Annotated in this window: 16 protein-coding genes and 1 tRNA gene; 10 read left to right on the top strand and 7 right to left on the bottom strand. The window is 65.2% G+C overall.

Translation table 11 applies throughout. The annotated features are described in order from the left end of the window. Positions 1-135 precede the first annotated feature (135 nt). Positions 136-222: transfer RNA gene (locus ACQ4WO_RS00380), tRNA-Leu, on the top strand. A 117-nt stretch (positions 223-339) separates the two neighbouring features. Here the strand turns inward: ACQ4WO_RS00380 and ACQ4WO_RS00375 are convergent. After that, entirely contained in the window at positions 340-732 is a 393-nt protein-coding gene (locus tag ACQ4WO_RS00375; protein WP_077408640.1) for an Imm10 family immunity protein, read from the bottom strand. A gap of 128 nt (positions 733-860) precedes the next feature. On the opposite strand from ACQ4WO_RS00375, the gene ACQ4WO_RS00370 reads away from it, so the two are divergent. The 3 genes from ACQ4WO_RS00370 to ACQ4WO_RS00360 all read left to right on the top strand — a co-directional run bounded on the left by ACQ4WO_RS00370 (position 861) and on the right by ACQ4WO_RS00360 (position 2588). Further along, positions 861-1277: a GNAT family N-acetyltransferase gene (locus ACQ4WO_RS00370; RefSeq protein ID WP_436479779.1), complete on the top strand. Its 417-nt coding sequence runs from the start codon at positions 861-863 to the stop codon at positions 1275-1277. Further along, on the top strand, positions 1277-2023 hold the full coding sequence (locus ACQ4WO_RS00365) for a M56 family metallopeptidase (RefSeq protein WP_436479778.1): 747 nt from the start codon (positions 1277-1279) through the stop codon (positions 2021-2023). Before ACQ4WO_RS00370 ends, ACQ4WO_RS00365 begins: the two co-directional genes overlap by 1 nt. Before the next feature lie 64 nt (positions 2024-2087). Continuing rightward, positions 2088-2588 (top strand): hypothetical protein, encoded by a 501-nt coding sequence (locus ACQ4WO_RS00360; RefSeq protein ID WP_436479777.1) that lies wholly within the window; start codon positions 2088-2090, stop codon positions 2586-2588. On the opposite strand, the gene ACQ4WO_RS00355 is transcribed toward ACQ4WO_RS00360, so the two are convergent. Beyond that, on the bottom strand, positions 2585-3388 hold the full coding sequence (locus ACQ4WO_RS00355) for a class I SAM-dependent methyltransferase (protein WP_436479776.1): 804 nt from the start codon (positions 3386-3388) through the stop codon (positions 2585-2587). The two genes, ACQ4WO_RS00360 and ACQ4WO_RS00355, sit on opposite strands and share 4 nt — an antisense overlap. Before the next feature lie 295 nt (positions 3389-3683). On the opposite strand from ACQ4WO_RS00355, the gene ACQ4WO_RS00350 reads away from it, so the two are divergent. From ACQ4WO_RS00350 to ACQ4WO_RS00335, 4 genes are all read left to right on the top strand, one after another. Further along, the gene (locus tag ACQ4WO_RS00350) at positions 3684-7028 is read left to right on the top strand and encodes an MHYT domain-containing protein (protein ID WP_436480622.1); all 3345 of its coding nucleotides are present in this window, start codon (positions 3684-3686) and stop codon (positions 7026-7028) included. Next, positions 7025-8038, top strand: coding sequence for a response regulator (locus ACQ4WO_RS00345; RefSeq protein WP_436479775.1), 1014 nt, complete (start codon positions 7025-7027; stop codon positions 8036-8038). The genes ACQ4WO_RS00350 and ACQ4WO_RS00345 overlap by 4 nt, the downstream gene beginning before the upstream one ends. Before the next feature lie 312 nt (positions 8039-8350). Continuing rightward, on the top strand, positions 8351-8569 hold the full coding sequence (locus ACQ4WO_RS00340) for a hypothetical protein (protein ID WP_436479774.1): 219 nt from the start codon (positions 8351-8353) through the stop codon (positions 8567-8569). 70 nt (positions 8570-8639) lie between these two features. Next, entirely contained in the window at positions 8640-9176 is a 537-nt protein-coding gene (locus tag ACQ4WO_RS00335; RefSeq protein WP_436479773.1) for a universal stress protein, read from the top strand. A 58-nt stretch (positions 9177-9234) separates the two neighbouring features. On the opposite strand, the gene ACQ4WO_RS00330 is transcribed toward ACQ4WO_RS00335, so the two are convergent. The 4 genes from ACQ4WO_RS00330 to ACQ4WO_RS00315 form a co-directional block, all read right to left on the bottom strand. Then, complete coding sequence (locus ACQ4WO_RS00330; protein WP_128141805.1) at positions 9235-11553, bottom strand: NADP-dependent malic enzyme; 2319 nt, start codon at positions 11551-11553, stop codon at positions 9235-9237. Between the two features lie 198 nt (positions 11554-11751). After that, positions 11752-12105: a hypothetical protein gene (locus tag ACQ4WO_RS00325; RefSeq protein ID WP_436479772.1), complete on the bottom strand. Its 354-nt coding sequence runs from the start codon at positions 12103-12105 to the stop codon at positions 11752-11754. Beyond that, a complete protein-coding gene (locus tag ACQ4WO_RS00320; protein ID WP_436479771.1) occupies positions 12098-12691 on the bottom strand; it encodes an SMI1/KNR4 family protein in 594 nt (197 codons plus the stop codon). The genes ACQ4WO_RS00325 and ACQ4WO_RS00320 overlap by 8 nt, the downstream gene beginning before the upstream one ends. Before the next feature lie 40 nt (positions 12692-12731). Further along, complete coding sequence (locus ACQ4WO_RS00315) at positions 12732-13925, bottom strand: MFS transporter (RefSeq protein ID WP_436479770.1); 1194 nt, start codon at positions 13923-13925, stop codon at positions 12732-12734. Positions 13926-14046: 121 nt separating this feature from the next. On the opposite strand from ACQ4WO_RS00315, the gene ACQ4WO_RS00310 reads away from it, so the two are divergent. Continuing rightward, a complete protein-coding gene (locus ACQ4WO_RS00310; protein ID WP_436479769.1) occupies positions 14047-14568 on the top strand; it encodes a MarR family winged helix-turn-helix transcriptional regulator in 522 nt (173 codons plus the stop codon). On the opposite strand, the gene ACQ4WO_RS00305 is transcribed toward ACQ4WO_RS00310, so the two are convergent. Continuing rightward, a complete protein-coding gene (locus ACQ4WO_RS00305) occupies positions 14565-15170 on the bottom strand; it encodes a hypothetical protein (protein WP_436479768.1) in 606 nt (201 codons plus the stop codon). The genes ACQ4WO_RS00310 and ACQ4WO_RS00305 overlap by 4 nt on opposite strands. A gap of 89 nt (positions 15171-15259) precedes the next feature. On the opposite strand from ACQ4WO_RS00305, the gene thiL reads away from it, so the two are divergent. Next, positions 15260-16240, top strand: a complete 981-nt coding sequence (thiL, locus tag ACQ4WO_RS00300; protein WP_436479767.1) for a thiamine-phosphate kinase — start codon at positions 15260-15262, stop codon at positions 16238-16240. The last annotated feature ends 6 nt before the right edge of the window (positions 16241-16246 follow it).

Genomic DNA, 16246 nt, shown 5'->3' with positions numbered 1-16246 from the left:
CGGCAGGCCAGGCGCTGCACTCCGCTTCTTGCGCTGGAATCGGCGCGTTCAAGGACTCGCCATGCTTGCGCAAATCACGCGCCAAGCATAAAACTTGCCAGATTGTGACAAATCAGTGATAATGCGTCTCGCGTTGCCGGGATGGCGGAATAGGTAGACGCACGGGACTCAAAATCCCGCGCTGGAAACAGCGTGCCGGTTCGATTCCGGCTCCCGGCACCACAGAACACTTTAGTCGCACCTGATCAAGCCCGCCCATCGCCAGATGCTGCGGGTTTTTTTACGTCAGCGCCCGCATGGGCAGCAAGCCGGCCAGCTGGCCGGCGCCGTCCCCGCAGATCAACGTTCCTCGCGATAATAATCACAGCCCTCGAAAGTGGTGCGCAGCGCCTGCTGCAACTGGGCGTAGCGCTCGGGCGTCAAGTTGAAACGCACGTCGATCTGGCCGTCGTCATCCATTTGCATGGCGGCCTCGGCATCCATCTGCACGGACAATCGGTTCGGATGCAAAATCACGGCGTGCATGTGGCCATACCAGGCGAATTCCTGGCCGCCGTATTCGATGTAGGGCTCGTCCATGCCCATGGCCACGTCCTGCTCGTCGTATTCGTCGGCGCGCTGCAGCATCAGGTAGACGGGCTCGCCTTTGCCAGCTGGCGCGGCCAGGGTGGTGATCAGGGCGTCGTCTTCATTAATGACGGACAACTCGGTGGCGGTAAATCCTGCGGACATGGCGTGCTTTCAACAAATAGATGGATGACGCCACCATAGCGCAAAAGGGCCCCGGACAACATAGCGCGCGGCGAATAAAGCGTGCCGCCTATAATGGCCATTCCATCCATATTGCACAGGAGACCGCCTTGACCGCAGCATCGTCCTACACCACCCGCCTGGCCATCCCCTCCAGCGCCACCTACCAGCACCTGCGCGTCGCCGCCGGCATGAGCGCGAAAAGCACGGCAGCGGCGGCCAAGGGCTTGCCGAACTCGCTGTTTGCCGTGCAAATCCTGCATGGCGACGAGGTGGTGGGTATCGGCCGCGTCATCGGCGATGGCGGCTGCTTCTTCCAGGTCACCGATATCGCCGTGCTGCCGGCCCACCAGGGCAAGGGCCTGGGCAAACGCATCATGCGCGAGATCATGCAATTCATCGAGACGGAGGTGCCGGAAAGTGCGTACGTCAGCCTGATCGCCGACGGCCAGGCGCAAGACTTGTACGCGCAATTCGGTTTCAAGCACACGGCGCCCGCCTCGGTCGGCATGGCGTTGACACGCTAGTGCCGGTCTGGCTGGTTTGCAGCATGGCGCTGGCGCTGCTGTTGAGCGCTGCCGCCTGGGGCGCCGAGCGCCTGCTGCAGCGGCGCGGCCGCACGACGCGCTGGCTGTGGCTGGCTGCCATCGCCGCGTCCGTCCTCCTGCCGCCGGCATGGCTGCCCGGCGTGCTGGCGGCCATGCCGACGGAACAGGCGCAGCTGAAGCTGGGCTGGTTTGTCTTGTCGACGGGCATGCTGTTGATATTGCTGCTGCGCAGCGTCTGGCTGCTGTCGCACCAGCGCCGCTGGCAAAAGAGCACCTTGCTGGGCACGCCCGTCTTCCTGAGCGGCGGCATCGGTCCCTGCGTGGCGGGACTGCTGCGGCCGCGCATCGTGATGCCCGTCTGGCTGCGATTGATTCTGCCGCAGCAACAAGCGCTGCTGCTGGCGCACGAACAATGCCGGCTGGCTGCGCGCGATCCGCTGCTGCTGACCGTGGCGTACGCATTGATTATTCTCATGCCGTGGAACCTGCCCCTGTGGTGGCAACTGCACCGGCTGCGCTTTGCCATCGAGGTCGATTGCGACGCGCGCATGCTGGCGCACGGCCACGCGCTGCGCGACTACGCCATCGTGCTGCGCCGGCACGGCCAGTATTATTCCGGCTTGACGGGCGCCTCGCCGATCGTGCTGAGCGACCCGCTGGCACTGCGGCGCCGGCGGCAAATCATGGGCAGATTTACGCGGGACCAGGCGGCGAACTTGCTATAGTAGCGGCAACGCCGCGCGGCGCGCCCGCGAGCCCGGCTCCCCCCTTAGAAATCAGAGAGATACCATGCTTTACCTGCTTGCCATCGTGATCGTCACCGCCCTGCTGTACTACGTCTTCAGCGGCCGCACGCCCGTCAAACCGCTGCACAAGCCGCTCGTCTCGGTGCGCCAGTACGTGCCGGCGATTCCTCCCGGCGCCCCTGCGCACCACTGGAGCGATGAGGGGCGCTTTGCGTCAGAGGTGGAAAACGAAGCGATGTACCAGCCCGCCATCGCCAAGCTGGCCGGCGAGCACGGTCCCGGCAATGCGGAAGAAAAATGCCTGGCCCTGCTCGTCTGCGACGATGCCAACCCGTTCCAGGACAAGGCCATCGCCGTCTTCATCGACGGCCTGCTGGTCGGCTACCTGTCGCACAACGACGCCCTGCGCCTGCGCCGCAACCTGGGCCGCATGGACCTGGTCGGCCAACTGACCTCATGCGATGCCGTCATCCGTGGCGGCGGCCTGTGGAACGGCAAGCGCCTGGCGTATGCCGTATGGCTCGATCTGCAGCCCTATAACTAAGCTATCGCGCGCGCCAGCCTGACGGCGCGCGTGGCGATAAAGCTGGGCAGGTATTTTTCAATTTCAAAGCGCGGGTGAGGATGCATTTCCTCGTGGTAGCCTGCCAGCACGAAACCCGCCGCCAGCTGGCCGCCGATCTGGCTGTCCAGGCCATGGCCGAAGATCAGCGCCTCGCCCCTGTCCATGCGGGCCGCCAGCGCATCGGCTGGCATATCCTCCACATCCGAATACGGCAGCATAAAACGGGGACGTATCAAGCCCTGCTTTGCCCATTGCGGATCGCGGTCGCCGATGAACACGGCCGGATTGAAGAAACTGCTCAGCAACACGCCGCCATCCGCCAGCACGCGTGCGCATTCGCGCCACACGGGAGCGATGTCGGGCACGTACTGGTTCGACACGGGGTGCACGATGAGGTCGAAACTGGCGTCGGCAAAGCGGCGCAGGTCGCGCATGTCACCCTGCACGGTGGCCAGGTGCAAGCCGTCGCGTTCAGCCACCATGCGGTCTTTCGCCAGTTGCTGCTCAGACAAATCGAACACGGTCACGTGTGCGCCGGCCGCGGCCAGCACGGGCGCCTGCTGCCCGCCGGCACCGGCCAGGCACAGGATACGCGTGCCTTGCACATCGCCCAGCCAGCCGGCCGGCAAGGGGCCGGGCGTCAAATGGATTTGCCACTGCCCGGCGCGCGCTGCGGCGATGGTGGCGCGGTCGACAGGCTGCGACCATGGGCTGTTCTGTACAGCCTGGGCATCCCAGGCTTGCTGATTATGCCGCAAGAAGTTGTCACTTAAAGGCATCGTCATCCTTTCAGAAAAAACAGGACGCGAATGTAGCACGACACCCGGCAAGGCGTCGCACCTTGCAAAAAAACCACACAATTCTTGATGGCAACTTCCTCGCCAGCATCGCCATTCCACGGGCACGGCAAGTCCGCGACCCACCTATCCCGCTCGGGAATCGCTTGCACGACACGGAAAATAATTACAATTAAGATATTTGTTTCCTGAAATCTGGTAAGGTAATTCGCATCGATCACCCGCAGTGGCGGCAGGCGTCCATGCCGGCGCCCAACGCGCCACCTGTTTGCCTACGATGATACCTGCCAGCGTCCAGCACCTGTTCCACCTTCCCGCCGATCCGGCCCAGCTGCACCACGGCCAGCATGCGCCGGGTCTCGTGCTGCTGTCGCTCGTGATCGCCATTTTTACGTCGTGGATGGCTTTCCAGATGACGGCGTACAGCCGCGCGCAGGCGAGCATCAGCCGCCGCTTGCACTTGCTGTGCCTGCTGGCCGGCAGCCTGGCGCTGGGCTGCGGCGTGTGGGCCATGCACTTCATCGGCATGCTGGCCTTCGAGCTGGGCACCAGCGTTGCCTACGATCCGGGCCTGACCTTGCTGTCCATCGTGCCCAGCGTGGCGGCCTCGTTCGTGGCACTGGCCACCATCAGCCGGCGCGCCGTCACGGCGCCGCTGCTGCTGCGCAGCGGCTTGCTGGTGGGCCTGGGCATCGGCGCCATGCATTACACGGGCATGCAGGCCATGCGCATGGGGCTGTCGCTGCGCTACGATCCGCTGCTGTTCGTGCTGTCGCTCATCGTTGCCGTCGCGCTGGCCACCCTGGCCCTGTGGATACGTTTCGGCTTGCGCGGCTGGAGCAGCCGCGTGCCCTCGTCGCAACGCACGCTGATCAGCGCCTGCGTCATGGGTTGCGCAATTGCCGGGATGCATTACATGGGCATGCAGGCGGCCCGCTTCGTGGGGACGATTCCCCCGGGCAATGATGCCGATGCCAACCGGCCCATGCTGGTGATCAGCGTGACCCTGCTGACCATTGCCCTGACGATACTGGTCGCCTCGGCCGTGGGCATCTTGCGCTACCGCGAACTGTTTCGCCACCTGAACCAGAGCGAACACTGGACCCGTTCGCTGCTGACGAGCACGGTCGACGGCGTCATCACCATCAATCGGCACGGCAGCATCATCGACTTCAACGGCGCCGCCGAGCGCATCCTCGGCTGGCGGCCGGCGGAAATTGTCGGCCGCCATGTCAGCGTGCTGGTCAGCGACGTGCGCCAGTCGGAACAGCACGGCCTGCTGCACTACCTGCGCACGGGCGAGGCTGGCGCTTTCCAGTCCAGCGAGGAAATCGTCTACCTGCGCAAGGATGGCATACCGGTCGCCGTGCAGCGTTCGGTGGCCAGCGCGCGCCTGGCCGACCAGGATTTGTATGTGCTGTTCATTACGGACATCAGCGAACGGCGCGCCATGCTGGCCGCCCTGCGCGAAAGCGAGCAACAGTTGCGCTCGCTGATCGGCAATATTCCCGGCATCGCCTTCCGCTGCACCACGGCGGAAAACCAGCCCATGCTGTTCATCAGCGATGGCGTGGAAGCCGTCACCGGCTATCCGCCCGCCGACTTTCTCGGCGCAACACCGCGCCGCAGCATCACGGGCCTGATTGCCAGCGAAGAGCGCGCCTACGTCGTCGACGTCTTCAACCGCAGCGTGGCCAGCGGCGAGCCCTACCTGCTGGAATACCGGCTGCTGCATGCCGACGGCACGGCCCGCTGGCTGTGGGAGCGGGGCACAGTCGTGCACGATGCGGCAGGCGCCGTGCGCTGGGTCGACGGCGTCATCCTCGATATCAGCGAACGGCGGCAGATGGAGGAAGACTTGCGCAAGGCCAAGGAAAAAGCGGAGCTGGCGGCCGCCACGCGGGCCAGCTTTGTCGCCAACATGAGCCATGAAATCCGCACGCCGATGAATTCCATCCTCGGTTTCACCGATGTGCTGCTCGACTCGCCGCTGGCACCGGAGCAGCGGCGCCACCTCAATACCGTGCGGCAGTCCGGCCGCTCGCTGTTGCGCCTGCTCAACGAAGTGCTCGATACGGCCAAGCTGGACAAAGGCGCCGTGGTGCTGGAAATGCGCGACTACAGCCTGCTGGCGCTGGTCGATGAACTGGCGTCCACGTATGGCATCCATGCGCGCAACAAGGGTTTGCGCATGGAGGTGCAGTACGATCCGCAACTGCCGGCCGTGCTGCATGGCGACGAATTGCGCATGCGGCAGGTGCTGGGCAACCTGCTCGACAACGCCATCAAGTTCACGGCCAGCGGCGGTGTCAGCCTGGCGGCGCGCCTCGACGGTGGCCAGCTGCACCTGCTGGTGCGGGACAGCGGCATCGGTATCGCCGCGGAACGGCGCGATGCCATTTTTGACCCCTTCGTGCAAGCGGACGCTTCGACCACGCGGCGCTTTGGCGGCACGGGCCTGGGCACCACCATCAGCAGGCAGCTGGTGACCCTGATGCAGGGGCGCATCTGGGCCGACGCCAGCGTGCCGCACGGCAGCGTATTCCATATCATGCTGCCCTTGTTGCCGGCACGCCAGGCGGCGCTGCCCGCCAGCGAACGCCGCAGCGTGCGCCTGCCGCCCCTGCGCGTGCTGGCCGCCGACGACGTGCCGCAAAACCTGGAACTGCTGAGTCTGCTGCTGGGCAAGCGCGGCCACACGGTGATCACGGCAGGCGATGGCGTGGAAGCCTTGCAGCTGACGCAGCAGAACGACTTCGACATTCTGCTGCTGGACTTGCAAATGCCGCGCATGGATGGCCTGGCCGCCACGCAAGCCATCCGCGCCGCCGCCCTGCGCGACGGCCGCCCGCGCGTGCCCGTGATCGCCATGACGGCCAGCGTGCTCGATGCGCACCGCAAGGCGGCACGGGCAGCCGGCATGGACGGTTTCGCCATCAAGCCCGTCGAATGGCAGGCACTGTCGCAGGAAATCGCCCGCGTGCTGGGCCTGACGGCGGATCCTGCCGATGACAGCCCCGCGCCCGCTGGAGGAAGAGTGCTGCACCATGCGGGCGCCCTGCAGCGCTGGGCCGGCAACGACAGCGCCTACCGCGCGGCGCTGGCCCGTTTCGGACGCGAACATCCGCGCGTGCCGCCTGCCCTGCTGGCCGCCATCGAGGCACGCGACCACGCGGTGCTCCTGCCGCAAAGCCACCGGCTGCGCGGCGCGGCGGCCAACCTCGGCCTGGAACAGCTGGCCGCCAGCCTGGCGACTTTGGAACAAGCGTGTGCCAGCCCTGGCCCCGCCACGGCGCCGCAGCTCGATGAGACGCTGGGCAAGCTGCTGACGCAATGGCCGGCGGCCCTGGCCGCCATCGCCCGGCTGGCGCCGCCTGCATTACCAGAGACAACGACGAGCGCCATCGACGCGCCCGCCGCCCGGCAAGCGGCAAGCGCCCTGCTGCAGGCCTTGCAGCGCGGCGAACTCGATGACGCGGCGCAAGCACAATTGCAGCACGCCATGGGCGCGCAAGCGGATGCGCTGGCGCCGCTGCTGCACGCCATCGACGACTTTGATTTCCCCTTGGCACAGTCGCTCCTGCACGGCCTGCTGCCCACCTTCGCCCCGGAGTCCCCATGAATGCACGAGCCAGACCCGTGATTCTCGTCGTCGACGATGAAGCGGCCAATTTGCAATTGCTGCGCCAGATCTTGCAGAACGACTACGCGCTGCTGTTCGCCAAGGATGGCGCACGGGCCCTGGAACTGGCGCAGCAGGAACGCCCGGCCCTGATCCTGCTCGACGTGATGATGCCAGGCATGAGCGGCCACGACACCTGCCGCCAGCTGAAAGCGGCGCCGCTGACGGCCGCCATCCCCGTCATTTTCGTCACGGCCCTGAACGACATGCGCGACGAACTGAGCGGTTTTGAAGCGGGCGCCGTCGATTACATCACCAAGCCGCTCAGCCCTGCCATCGTGCGTGCCCGCGTGCGCACGCATCTGTCGCTGGTGCGCATCGACGAACTGAAGGAAACGCGGCTGCAGATCGTCCAGCGCCTGGGCCTGGCGGCCGAGTACAAGGACAATGAAACGGGCTTGCACGTGATCCGCATGAGCCATTACGCACGCCTGCTGGGCGTGGCCGCCGGCATGGACGAGGCCGCCGCAGACGACCTGCTGCACGCGGCGCCCATGCACGACGTGGGCAAGATCGGCATCCCCGACCGCATCCTGCAAAAGCCGGGCAAGCTCGACGCGGACGAATGGACCGTCATGCAGACGCACGCGCGCATCGGCGCCGACATCATCGGCGAACATGCCGCAGGCGGCATGCTGGCGCTGGCCCGCGAGATCGCCCTGTCGCACCATGAAAAATGGGATGGCAGCGGCTACCCGAACGGCTTGGCGGGCGAGGCGATCCCGCTGGCGGGACGCATCATCGCCGTGGCCGACGTCTTCGACGCGCTGACCTCGGTGCGCCCGTACAAGCGCGCGTGGTCGGTGACGGACGCCGTGGGCTATTTACAAGCGCAACAAGGCAGCCATTTCGATGCGCGGCTGGTCGAGCTGTTTATACAGCAATTGCCGGCCATCAACGCCATCCGGCTGCGCTGGGCAGAGAAAGAGGAAAGCCACGCGGCCACTTGAAAAGTGAACTCCCGCCACGGCCAGCGTTGTTGCGTCACACAAAACAGTGCCGGACAGATGGCGCCGGCGCCGATGCAGACCACTGGAAGGGCAAGGAGTTCGATGCCATTATGGCCGACAGCGAGCCGAGCATTTTGATGCACATCAAACAGCTCGCAATTTCCTGGCGACGGCCTTGCAGATGGCCACCGCCCGCGTTTTTTTGACGCACATCAAGCGCGGCATAAGAAAAACGCCCGCCAGCACGGCAATGCTGGACTTGCCCGTGTTGCCGTTCTAGCCTTGTTGCCATCCTGACTAGCGAATGACAACATGGCTTATCAATCCATCCTCGTCCACGCCGACCTGTCGCGCCATGCGCCGCAGCGCATCGCCATCGCGGCACGGCTGGCGCACGCGCACCAGGCGCACCTGATCGGCGCAGCCATGACGGGCGTGTCGCGCTTTACCCTGGAAAACAACCGCGGCATGCGCGGCGGCGCAGATCAACGCCCTGCACGGGCAGGCGGAGCAGGCGCTCGACCAGTTTGAAAAACTGGCGCGCCAGGCCGGCGCCGTCTCGCTCGAGCGGCGCCTGATCGAAGACGATGAAGATGGCGGCATGGCCGTCAGCGCCCGCTACAGCGACTTGACGGTACTGAGCCAGCACGACGACAGCGAGACGCTGCCCGGCGCCATGAGCGACCTGCTGCCCTACGTGATGCTCAACGCGGCCCGTCCCGTGCTGATCGGGCCGCGCAGCGGCCAGTTTGCGCAAATCGACAATACCGTCGTGGTGGCCTGGGATGGCAGCATGGAAGCGACGCGCGCCATCGGCCACGCCCTGCCCCTCTTGCGCGCGGCGCGCCGGGTGGTGCTGGCCCTGCTGCACCCGCCGGCCGGCCATGCGCAGCCGGCCCGCCACCCGGGCGCCGACATCGCCGCCTACCTGAGCCGCCATGGCGTGCCCGTCGAAGTGCGCCCCGCCGTCACCACGGGCGACGTCGGGGCGGCCCTGCTGGCCATGGCCGCCGAAGTGCATGCGGACTTGCTGGTGATGGGCGGCTACGGCCATGCGCGCTTCCGCGAAATTTTACTGGGCGGCGTGACGGAAACGGTCTTGCGCCAGATGAAGCTACCGGTGCTGATGGCGCACTGACGTCAAAAAGCCGCGCCACCCCTGCGGATGACGCGGCTTTTAACTGACAGCGACAGCCTTAGACTTTGCGCTGGGCGACTGCGTCAACGACACAGAGCGCCGTCATGTTGACGATGCGGCGCACGGTGGCCGATGGCGTCAAAATGTGCACGGGCTTGGCGCAGCCGAGCAGGATCGGGCCCACGGCGATGCCGTTGCCGGCCGCCGTTTTCACCAGGTTATAGGCGATGTTGGCCGATTCGATATTCGGCATGACGAGCAGGTTGGCGTCGTTCTTCAGTGCCGAATTTGGCATCAGTTTGTGACGCAGCTTGCTGTCGAGGGCCGTATCGCCGTGCATTTCGCCGTCGATTTCCAGGTCCGGCGCGCGGTCCTTGACGATGGCCAGGGCGGCGCGCATTTTTTGCGCCGAGGCGCTGTCGCTGGAACCGAAGTTCGAGTGCGACAACAGGGCCGCGCGCGGCGACAAACCGAAACGGGTCATCTCTTCGGCGGCCATGATGGTGATCTCGGCCAGCTGCTCGGCGTCCGGGTTTTCATTGACGTGCGTGTCGACCATCACCAGCTGGCGCTCCGGCATGATCAGGACGTTCATGGCCGCATACACATTGCTGCCGGCGCGCTTGCCCAGCACCTGGTCGATGTATTTCAGGTGCAGCTGGGTCGTGCCGAAGGTGCCGCAGATCATGCCGTCGGCGTCGCCCTTGTGGATCATCATCGAACCGATCAGGGTGTGGCGGCGGCGCATTTCCAGCTTCGCGTATTCCTCGGTGACGCCCTTGCGGCTCGTCATCGCGTAATACGTGTTCCAGTAATCGCGATAGCGCTCGTCGAAATCCGGGTTGATGACGTCGAAGTCGACGCCTTGCTTGAGGCGCAGGCCGAACTTCTGGATGCGCGCTTCGAGCACCGGTGGACGGCCGACCAGGATAGGACGCGCCAGTTTTTCATCGACCACCACTTGCACGGCACGCAGCACGCGCTCTTCTTCGCCTTCGGCGTAGACGATGCGTTTGAGTTCGGCCGGCGTGGATTTGGCCATCAGGAACAGCGGCTTCATGAAGGTGCCGCTGCGGTAGACGAATTGCTGCAGGCTGTCCGCGTACGCTTGCAAGTCCTTGATCGGACGCGTGGCGACGCCGGAATCCTCGGCCGCCTTGGCAACGGCCGGCGCGATCTTGATCAGCAGACGCGGATCGAACGGCATCGGGATCAGGTATTCAGGACCGAACGACAGGTTGCTGATGCCGTACGTGGTGGCCACGATGTCGGACTGCTCGGCATGCGCCAGGTCGGCAATCGCGTGCACGACGGCGATTTCCATTTCGCGCGTGATCGTCGTCGCGCCGCAATCGAGGGCGCCGCGGAAGATGTACGGGAAGCACAGCACGTTGTTGACCTGGTTCGGGTAATCCGAACGGCCCGTGGCGATGATGGCGTCGCTGCGTACGGCCTTGACTTCTTCCGGCAGGATTTCCGGATTCGGGTTGGCCAGCGCCAGGATCAGCGGGTTCGGCGCCATCTTGCGCACCATGTCTTGCTTCAGCACGCCGCCTGCGGAAACGCCGAGGAAAATGTCGGCGTCCGGGATGATCTCGGCCAGGGTACGCAGCGGCGTGTCTTGCGCGAAGCGTTCCTTGTCCGGGTCCATCAGTTCCGTGCGGCCCTTGTAGACGACGCCGGCCAGGTCGGTGACGTAGATGTTTTTGAGCGGGAAGCCCAGGTCGACGATCAGGTCCAGGCAGGCCAGCGCCGCAGCACCCGCGCCCGAGACGACCAGTTTGCAGTCCTCGATTTTCTTGCCGACGGCTTTCAGGCCGTTCAGGATGGCCGCGCCGACGATGATGGCGGTGCCGTGCTGGTCGTCATGGAAGACGGGAATCTTCATGCGGTCGCGCAGCTGGCGCTCGATGTAGAAGCATTCAGGGGCCTTGATGTCTTCCAGGTTCACGCCGCCGAAGGTCGGTTCCAGCGAGGCGATGATGTCGACCAGTTTATCGGGATCCGATTCGTTGATCTCGATGTCGAAGACGTCGATGCCGGCGAATTTCTTGAACAGCACGCCCTTGCCTTCCATCACCGGCTTGGCGGCCAGCGGACCGATATTGCCCAGTCCCAGCACGGCCGTGCCGTTGGTGATGACGGCCACCAGGTTGCCGCGCGCCGTATATTTATAGGCATTGGCCGGATCGATGACGATTTCTTCGCACGGTGCCGCCACGCCTGGCGAGTAGGCCAGTGCCAGGTCGCGCTGGTTGGTCAGTTGTTTGGTCGGCGTCACGCTGATTTTGCCGGGGCGCGGGCACTCGTGATACTCGAGTGCGGCCAAGCGCAATTGTTGACGCAATTCTTCTTTTTTATCAGATGACGAATCCATGCTGTGCTGCCTTCCTGTTTGGTCGATCGGGTGTTCCGGATTTTATCAGACCGATTCTTTCAATTAGCTAGGTATTTTCCGCTAGCCACAGTCTGATATCACGAAAACGCATAACCTAGCATTGTAAGGCCGTCCGGCGGCCCAAACGTCCTCAACAGGAAAAACTATCGAATTTTACATTTCAATTAGTTTTTGTGATCACTGACCGGGAGCACGCCACAGCGGCAGCGCGGCGACGGCGCGCTCGATATCATCCATCTCGTCCGCACCCAGGGTGTCGTCGAACGGCGCGGACAAAATGCGGCGCATCAGCGCCAGGCGCGTCGTCGCCTGCTGCGCGTCGATGAAGCGCGTCGTCTCCGCGCAATACTGCGCGCGGCGCCGGGCATCGGCGCCGTCATCGTCGCCGTCGGGATAATAATGGCGGCCGATGTGCTGCAGCGACTGCAGCAGGAATTCGATCTCGCGCAGGATGCGCAGCGCATCCTCGCCGGACAGCACGATGCGGCGGTTGGCGGGCAGCAGGGATGGCGGCGTGGCGCGACTATTCAAAATAGTCCTCGATCAGGAATGCATAGCCGCCATCGATCAGCATTTGCAGATAAGCGTCGAAGCTGTCGGCGATGACCTGGTAATTGTCGGGATCGTGCAGGAAGCGCACGACCTGCCCGACCTTGCCCGACCCCGTGGGCGTGAAATCGACATACAGCCGCGAGGAGCCGCCATTGTTCATGCAATGCGAAAAACACAGGCGCTGGCCTTGCTGGATACCGGCGTCGATGCGCACGTCGACGATACCGGGATCTTCCTCCAGGTAATGGCCATAGATATCGGCGATGCTGCGCTGGTTCGCCTGCCCGTCCTTGAGGATCTGCTCGACGGAACTCAGGTAATACGGATACTCGAACACGTCCGAGCCCAGCATGTACACCAGCACCATGCCGCCGGCGTACGCCTGATAATAGGTGCCGTTGTACTGGCCCAGCAAGCGCAGCAGGCTGTCCGGGCACAGCGGATACGTGTGGCGCAAGCTGGCCAGTTGCGCCGCGCTGGCGCCGCTGGCCAGCGCCAGCTCCGCCAGCGGCTCCGGTGGCAAGGCCTGGCGCAATCCTGCCAAATAGTGGTCGACGATGTGCATGGGCGAAATATATCAGCTGCCGGCACACGGCACGCGCACCTTAGCGGGCATTGGCCAGCCGCGCCCCCGGCGCGAAACGCACGGCGATCAGCAGCAGCACCACGATGCCGGCCGCCATCACCATCCACGCCTGGGCCAGGCTGGACGAGTGCTGGCGGATCAGGCCGGCGATGAACGGCATGCTGCTGGCGATGATGTAGCCGCCGCCCTGCACGAAACCGAGCAGTGCGCCGGCGCCGGCCGGATCCCGCACGTGGTCCATGCTGACGATCAGCGACAAGGGGAACAAAGCGCCGATGCCGCAGCCCAGTAATATCACGGCGGGCAACGCCAGTTGCGCGGGCGCCACAATCAGGCAGGCCAGGCCGCCCAGCACGGCCAGCAATACGGACAGCAACAGGATGCGGCGGTCGGGAAAACGGTGGATGATGCTGGAAATCACCAGTCCCGCCAGCACTTCCACGAGGGTCAGGCCACCGAGCAGCAAGCCGCTGTCGGCCGCGCTCCAGCCCAGCTCCGTGTAAAACGGCGGCAGCCAGGCCAGCACCAGCGTGTACGCGCCCGTGCCGATGCCAAAGAACACCATCAACAGCCAGGCGCGGCCACTGCCCACGGGCAGGCTGGCGCCCGCGCCGCCGGGCACCTCCACGCACGCGGCCGATGCACGGCGCCACAGCAGCGCGGCGGCCACGGCCGGCAGCGCCCACAGGGCTAGCAGCGCCTGCCAGCCCAGCACTTGCGCCAGCGGTGAAGCGGACGCGGCGGCAATGGCCGCGCCGCCCATGATGCCCGTCGTGTAAAAGCCCATCAGCTGGCCCGCCCGCTCGGGGAAATGGCGCTTGATGAAAGCGGGCAGCAGCGCCTGCACCAGCGCGATGCCCAGGCCGCCCAGGGCCGCCGTGGCGATCAAGCCGCCGCTGCCATGCAGGGGCCAGCGCAGCGCGCAGGCGGCAGCGATGATGGCGATGCCCAGCGAGATGCCGCGCGCCACGCCCAGCCGGCGCTGCAGCTGCGCGCCCGCCAGTGCGCACAGCCCCATGGCGAACACGGGCACCGTGGTCAGCAAGCCCGCATCGGCATTGCTGAGGCCTGTGCCGGCCTGGATGCTGTCGAGCAAGGGGCCGATGGCGGCCAGGATGGGCCGCAGGTTCAAGCCCAGCAGGATGATGGCGGCCACCAGCAGGGCCGAAGAAGCTGAAGCAGAAAGAGATGCGGCAGGTCGGGCGGAAGGCATGGGATAGTCCTTGCCTCGCTGGGAGGCACATGGTTTAATGCGTCATCAAATATGACTCGATGAAAAGTATCTTAACATAAAGATAGAAATCTATCTTGATGTCCAGATAAATGGATAGCCCATGACAACTACCCCGCAAGAACACGCGCGCGCGCAATTTGCCGCCGCACAATGGCAGCGCGAACTGCCGCAGATGGATACGCGCGCCATGCAGCTGGTAGGCCAGCTGGGCACGGTGGCGCAACTGATGGCGCGCGACTGGCTCAATCCGCTGTTCGCCGAACACGGCTTGCAGCCGGGCGAATTCGACGTGCTGGCGACCTTGCGCCGCTCGGGCACGCCCTACAGCCTGACGCCGACGGCCCTGTACGAGGCGGCCATGCTGTCTTCGGGCGGCATGACCAACCGCATCGACCGGCTGGAAGCGGCCGGCCTGATCGAACGCCAGAAGCATCCGACGGACCGGCGCGGCGTGCTGGTGGCCCTGACACAAAAGGGATTGGAACTGATAGAAAAGCTCGTGCTGCTGCACGTGGAAAACGAGCGCGCCATGCTCTCGGCGCTCAATGCGGACGAACAGCGCCAGCTCGACCAGTTGCTGGCCAAGCTGCTGCACGGCATGGCGCAGGCAAAGAAAGGCTAGGCGAGCAGACTCGCCAGCTCGCGCAGCGCCGCATTGCCGCGCCGCGCCAGTCGCTGCAGTTCGGCAGGGTCGCGGCTGTCGTAGATGGCCTGGACATGGCGCGCGCTGGCCGCGCGCAAGTCGATATCGCTGTCGCGGTCCGGCAGCTGGGCATCGGCCACATGTCCCTCGACCAGGGTCAGATAGTAATGACGGGGCTTGCCGCGCAAATTGGTGGCGAACTGCAGCACCAGTCCGTTGTCGAACAGCAGGGCGCCGCTGCGGCCACCGTGTTCCAGCAGCACGCGACATGCCGGCAAGGGCTGCCGCGCCGCACGCAGAAAACCGGCCAGATGCACCTGATAACCGAGTTCCAGGCCATTCGCGCCCAGCTGGCCGCGCTGCAGATACACTTTGAACGACGCCGGCACGGGCCGGCCGGCGCGGCGGAACAGGCGCGCATCTTCGTACAGGCACAGCTGGCCGCCGTCGCTGATGGCGTCGAAGCCGCGCGCCGCCAGCTCCTGCGCTTCGAAGGTGCGCAAGCCGACGGCTTGCGGGTCGCGCAGCCAGCCGTGGTCGAGCCAGGATTGCAGCAAGAAGTGAATATCGAGGATGGGCATGGCAAGCGGATCGGCAGTGGCAAAGGCGCCTATTGTATGCCAGCCTATAATAGCCGGGCCACAACCTCACTCAACGAACTGACCACGCCATGGCCCCACACGACGCGCTTTCCGAATTCGACCTGATCAAACAATATTTCGTGCGCCAGCGCCCCGGCCGCGCCACCCTGGGCATCGGCGACGATTGCGCGCTGATCACGCCCGGCGCGGGCAAGCAGATCGCCATCTCGTCGGACATGCTGGTCGAGGACCGGCACTTCTTTGCCGGCGCCGACGCCCGCATGCTCGGCCACAAAAGCCTGGCCGTGAACCTGTCCGACCTGGCCGCCATGGGCGCGCGTCCCGTGGCATTTACGTTGGCCCTGGCCCTGCCGCAAGCGGAGCGCGCCTGGCTGGCCGGCTTTGCCGAAGGCCTGTTTGCGCTGGCCGACGCGTTTAATTGCGAACTCATCGGAGGCGACACCACCAAGGGCCCTTTGAATATCTGCATCACCGTGTTTGGCGAGCTGGCGCCGGGCCAGGCCCTGCGCCGCAGCGCGGCCGTGGCGGGTGACGACATCTGGGTCAGCGGCACCCTGGGCGACGCGCGCCTGGCCTTGGCCGGCTACCGCAAGGAACAGGCATTGTCGCCAGCCGACCTGGCCATGGCAGGCGCGCGCATGCACACGCCGACGCCGCGCGTGGCGCTCGGCTGCGCGCTGGCCGAAGCGGGCCTCGCGCATGCGGCCATCGACATTTCGGATGGGCTGGTGGGCGATTTGGGTCACATATTGAAAGCGTCACAGGTGGGCGCCACGCTCGACGTGGACGCCCTGCCTGCCGGCCCAGTGCTGGCGCAGCAAGCGACCGACCTGCGCCGCCGCTACACGGCCGCCGGCGGCGACGACTATGAATTGTGCTTCACGGCGCCAGCTTCCTCGCGCGACGCCATCGCCGCCCTGGCGGCCAGCTGCGCCACACCAGCCACGCGCGTGGGCAGCATCGAGGCCAAAGCCGGCTTGCGGCTGGTGGATGCGGCCGGGCAGCCGCTCGATCTGCAGCTGTCTTCCTTCGACCATTTCAGCGCATAAGGACGG

This window comes from Janthinobacterium aestuarii, from assembly GCF_051380835.1.
GTDB lineage: Bacteria > Pseudomonadota > Gammaproteobacteria > Burkholderiales > Burkholderiaceae_D > Janthinobacterium > Janthinobacterium aestuarii.
Note: the sequence above shows the minus strand (reverse complement) of the source record. Positions and strands in the feature narration are given on the sequence as shown.

Excerpts from the sequence above, each read along its gene's own strand:
- ACQ4WO_RS00375 (WP_077408640.1), bottom strand. The coding sequence starts at position 732 with ATGTCCGCAGGATTTACCGCCACCGAGTTGTCCGTCATTAATGAAGAC.
- ACQ4WO_RS00360 (WP_436479777.1), top strand. The coding sequence starts at position 2,088 with ATGCTTTACCTGCTTGCCATCGTGATCGTCACCGCCCTGCTGTACTAC.
- ACQ4WO_RS00355 (WP_436479776.1), bottom strand. The coding sequence starts at position 3,388 with ATGCCTTTAAGTGACAACTTCTTGCGGCATAATCAGCAAGCCTGGGAT.
- ACQ4WO_RS00350 (WP_436480622.1), top strand. The coding sequence starts at position 3,684 with ATGATACCTGCCAGCGTCCAGCACCTGTTCCACCTTCCCGCCGATCCG.
- ACQ4WO_RS00345 (WP_436479775.1), top strand. The coding sequence starts at position 7,025 with ATGAATGCACGAGCCAGACCCGTGATTCTCGTCGTCGACGATGAAGCG.
- ACQ4WO_RS00340 (WP_436479774.1), top strand. The coding sequence starts at position 8,351 with ATGGCTTATCAATCCATCCTCGTCCACGCCGACCTGTCGCGCCATGCG.
- ACQ4WO_RS00335 (WP_436479773.1), top strand. The coding sequence starts at position 8,640 with ATGGCCGTCAGCGCCCGCTACAGCGACTTGACGGTACTGAGCCAGCAC.
- ACQ4WO_RS00330 (WP_128141805.1), bottom strand. The coding sequence starts at position 11,553 with ATGGATTCGTCATCTGATAAAAAAGAAGAATTGCGTCAACAATTGCGC.
- ACQ4WO_RS00320 (WP_436479771.1), bottom strand. The coding sequence starts at position 12,691 with ATGCACATCGTCGACCACTATTTGGCAGGATTGCGCCAGGCCTTGCCA.
- ACQ4WO_RS00315 (WP_436479770.1), bottom strand. The coding sequence starts at position 13,925 with ATGCCTTCCGCCCGACCTGCCGCATCTCTTTCTGCTTCAGCTTCTTCG.
- ACQ4WO_RS00310 (WP_436479769.1), top strand. The coding sequence starts at position 14,047 with ATGACAACTACCCCGCAAGAACACGCGCGCGCGCAATTTGCCGCCGCA.
- ACQ4WO_RS00305 (WP_436479768.1), bottom strand. The coding sequence starts at position 15,170 with ATGCCCATCCTCGATATTCACTTCTTGCTGCAATCCTGGCTCGACCAC.
- thiL (WP_436479767.1), top strand. The coding sequence starts at position 15,260 with ATGGCCCCACACGACGCGCTTTCCGAATTCGACCTGATCAAACAATAT.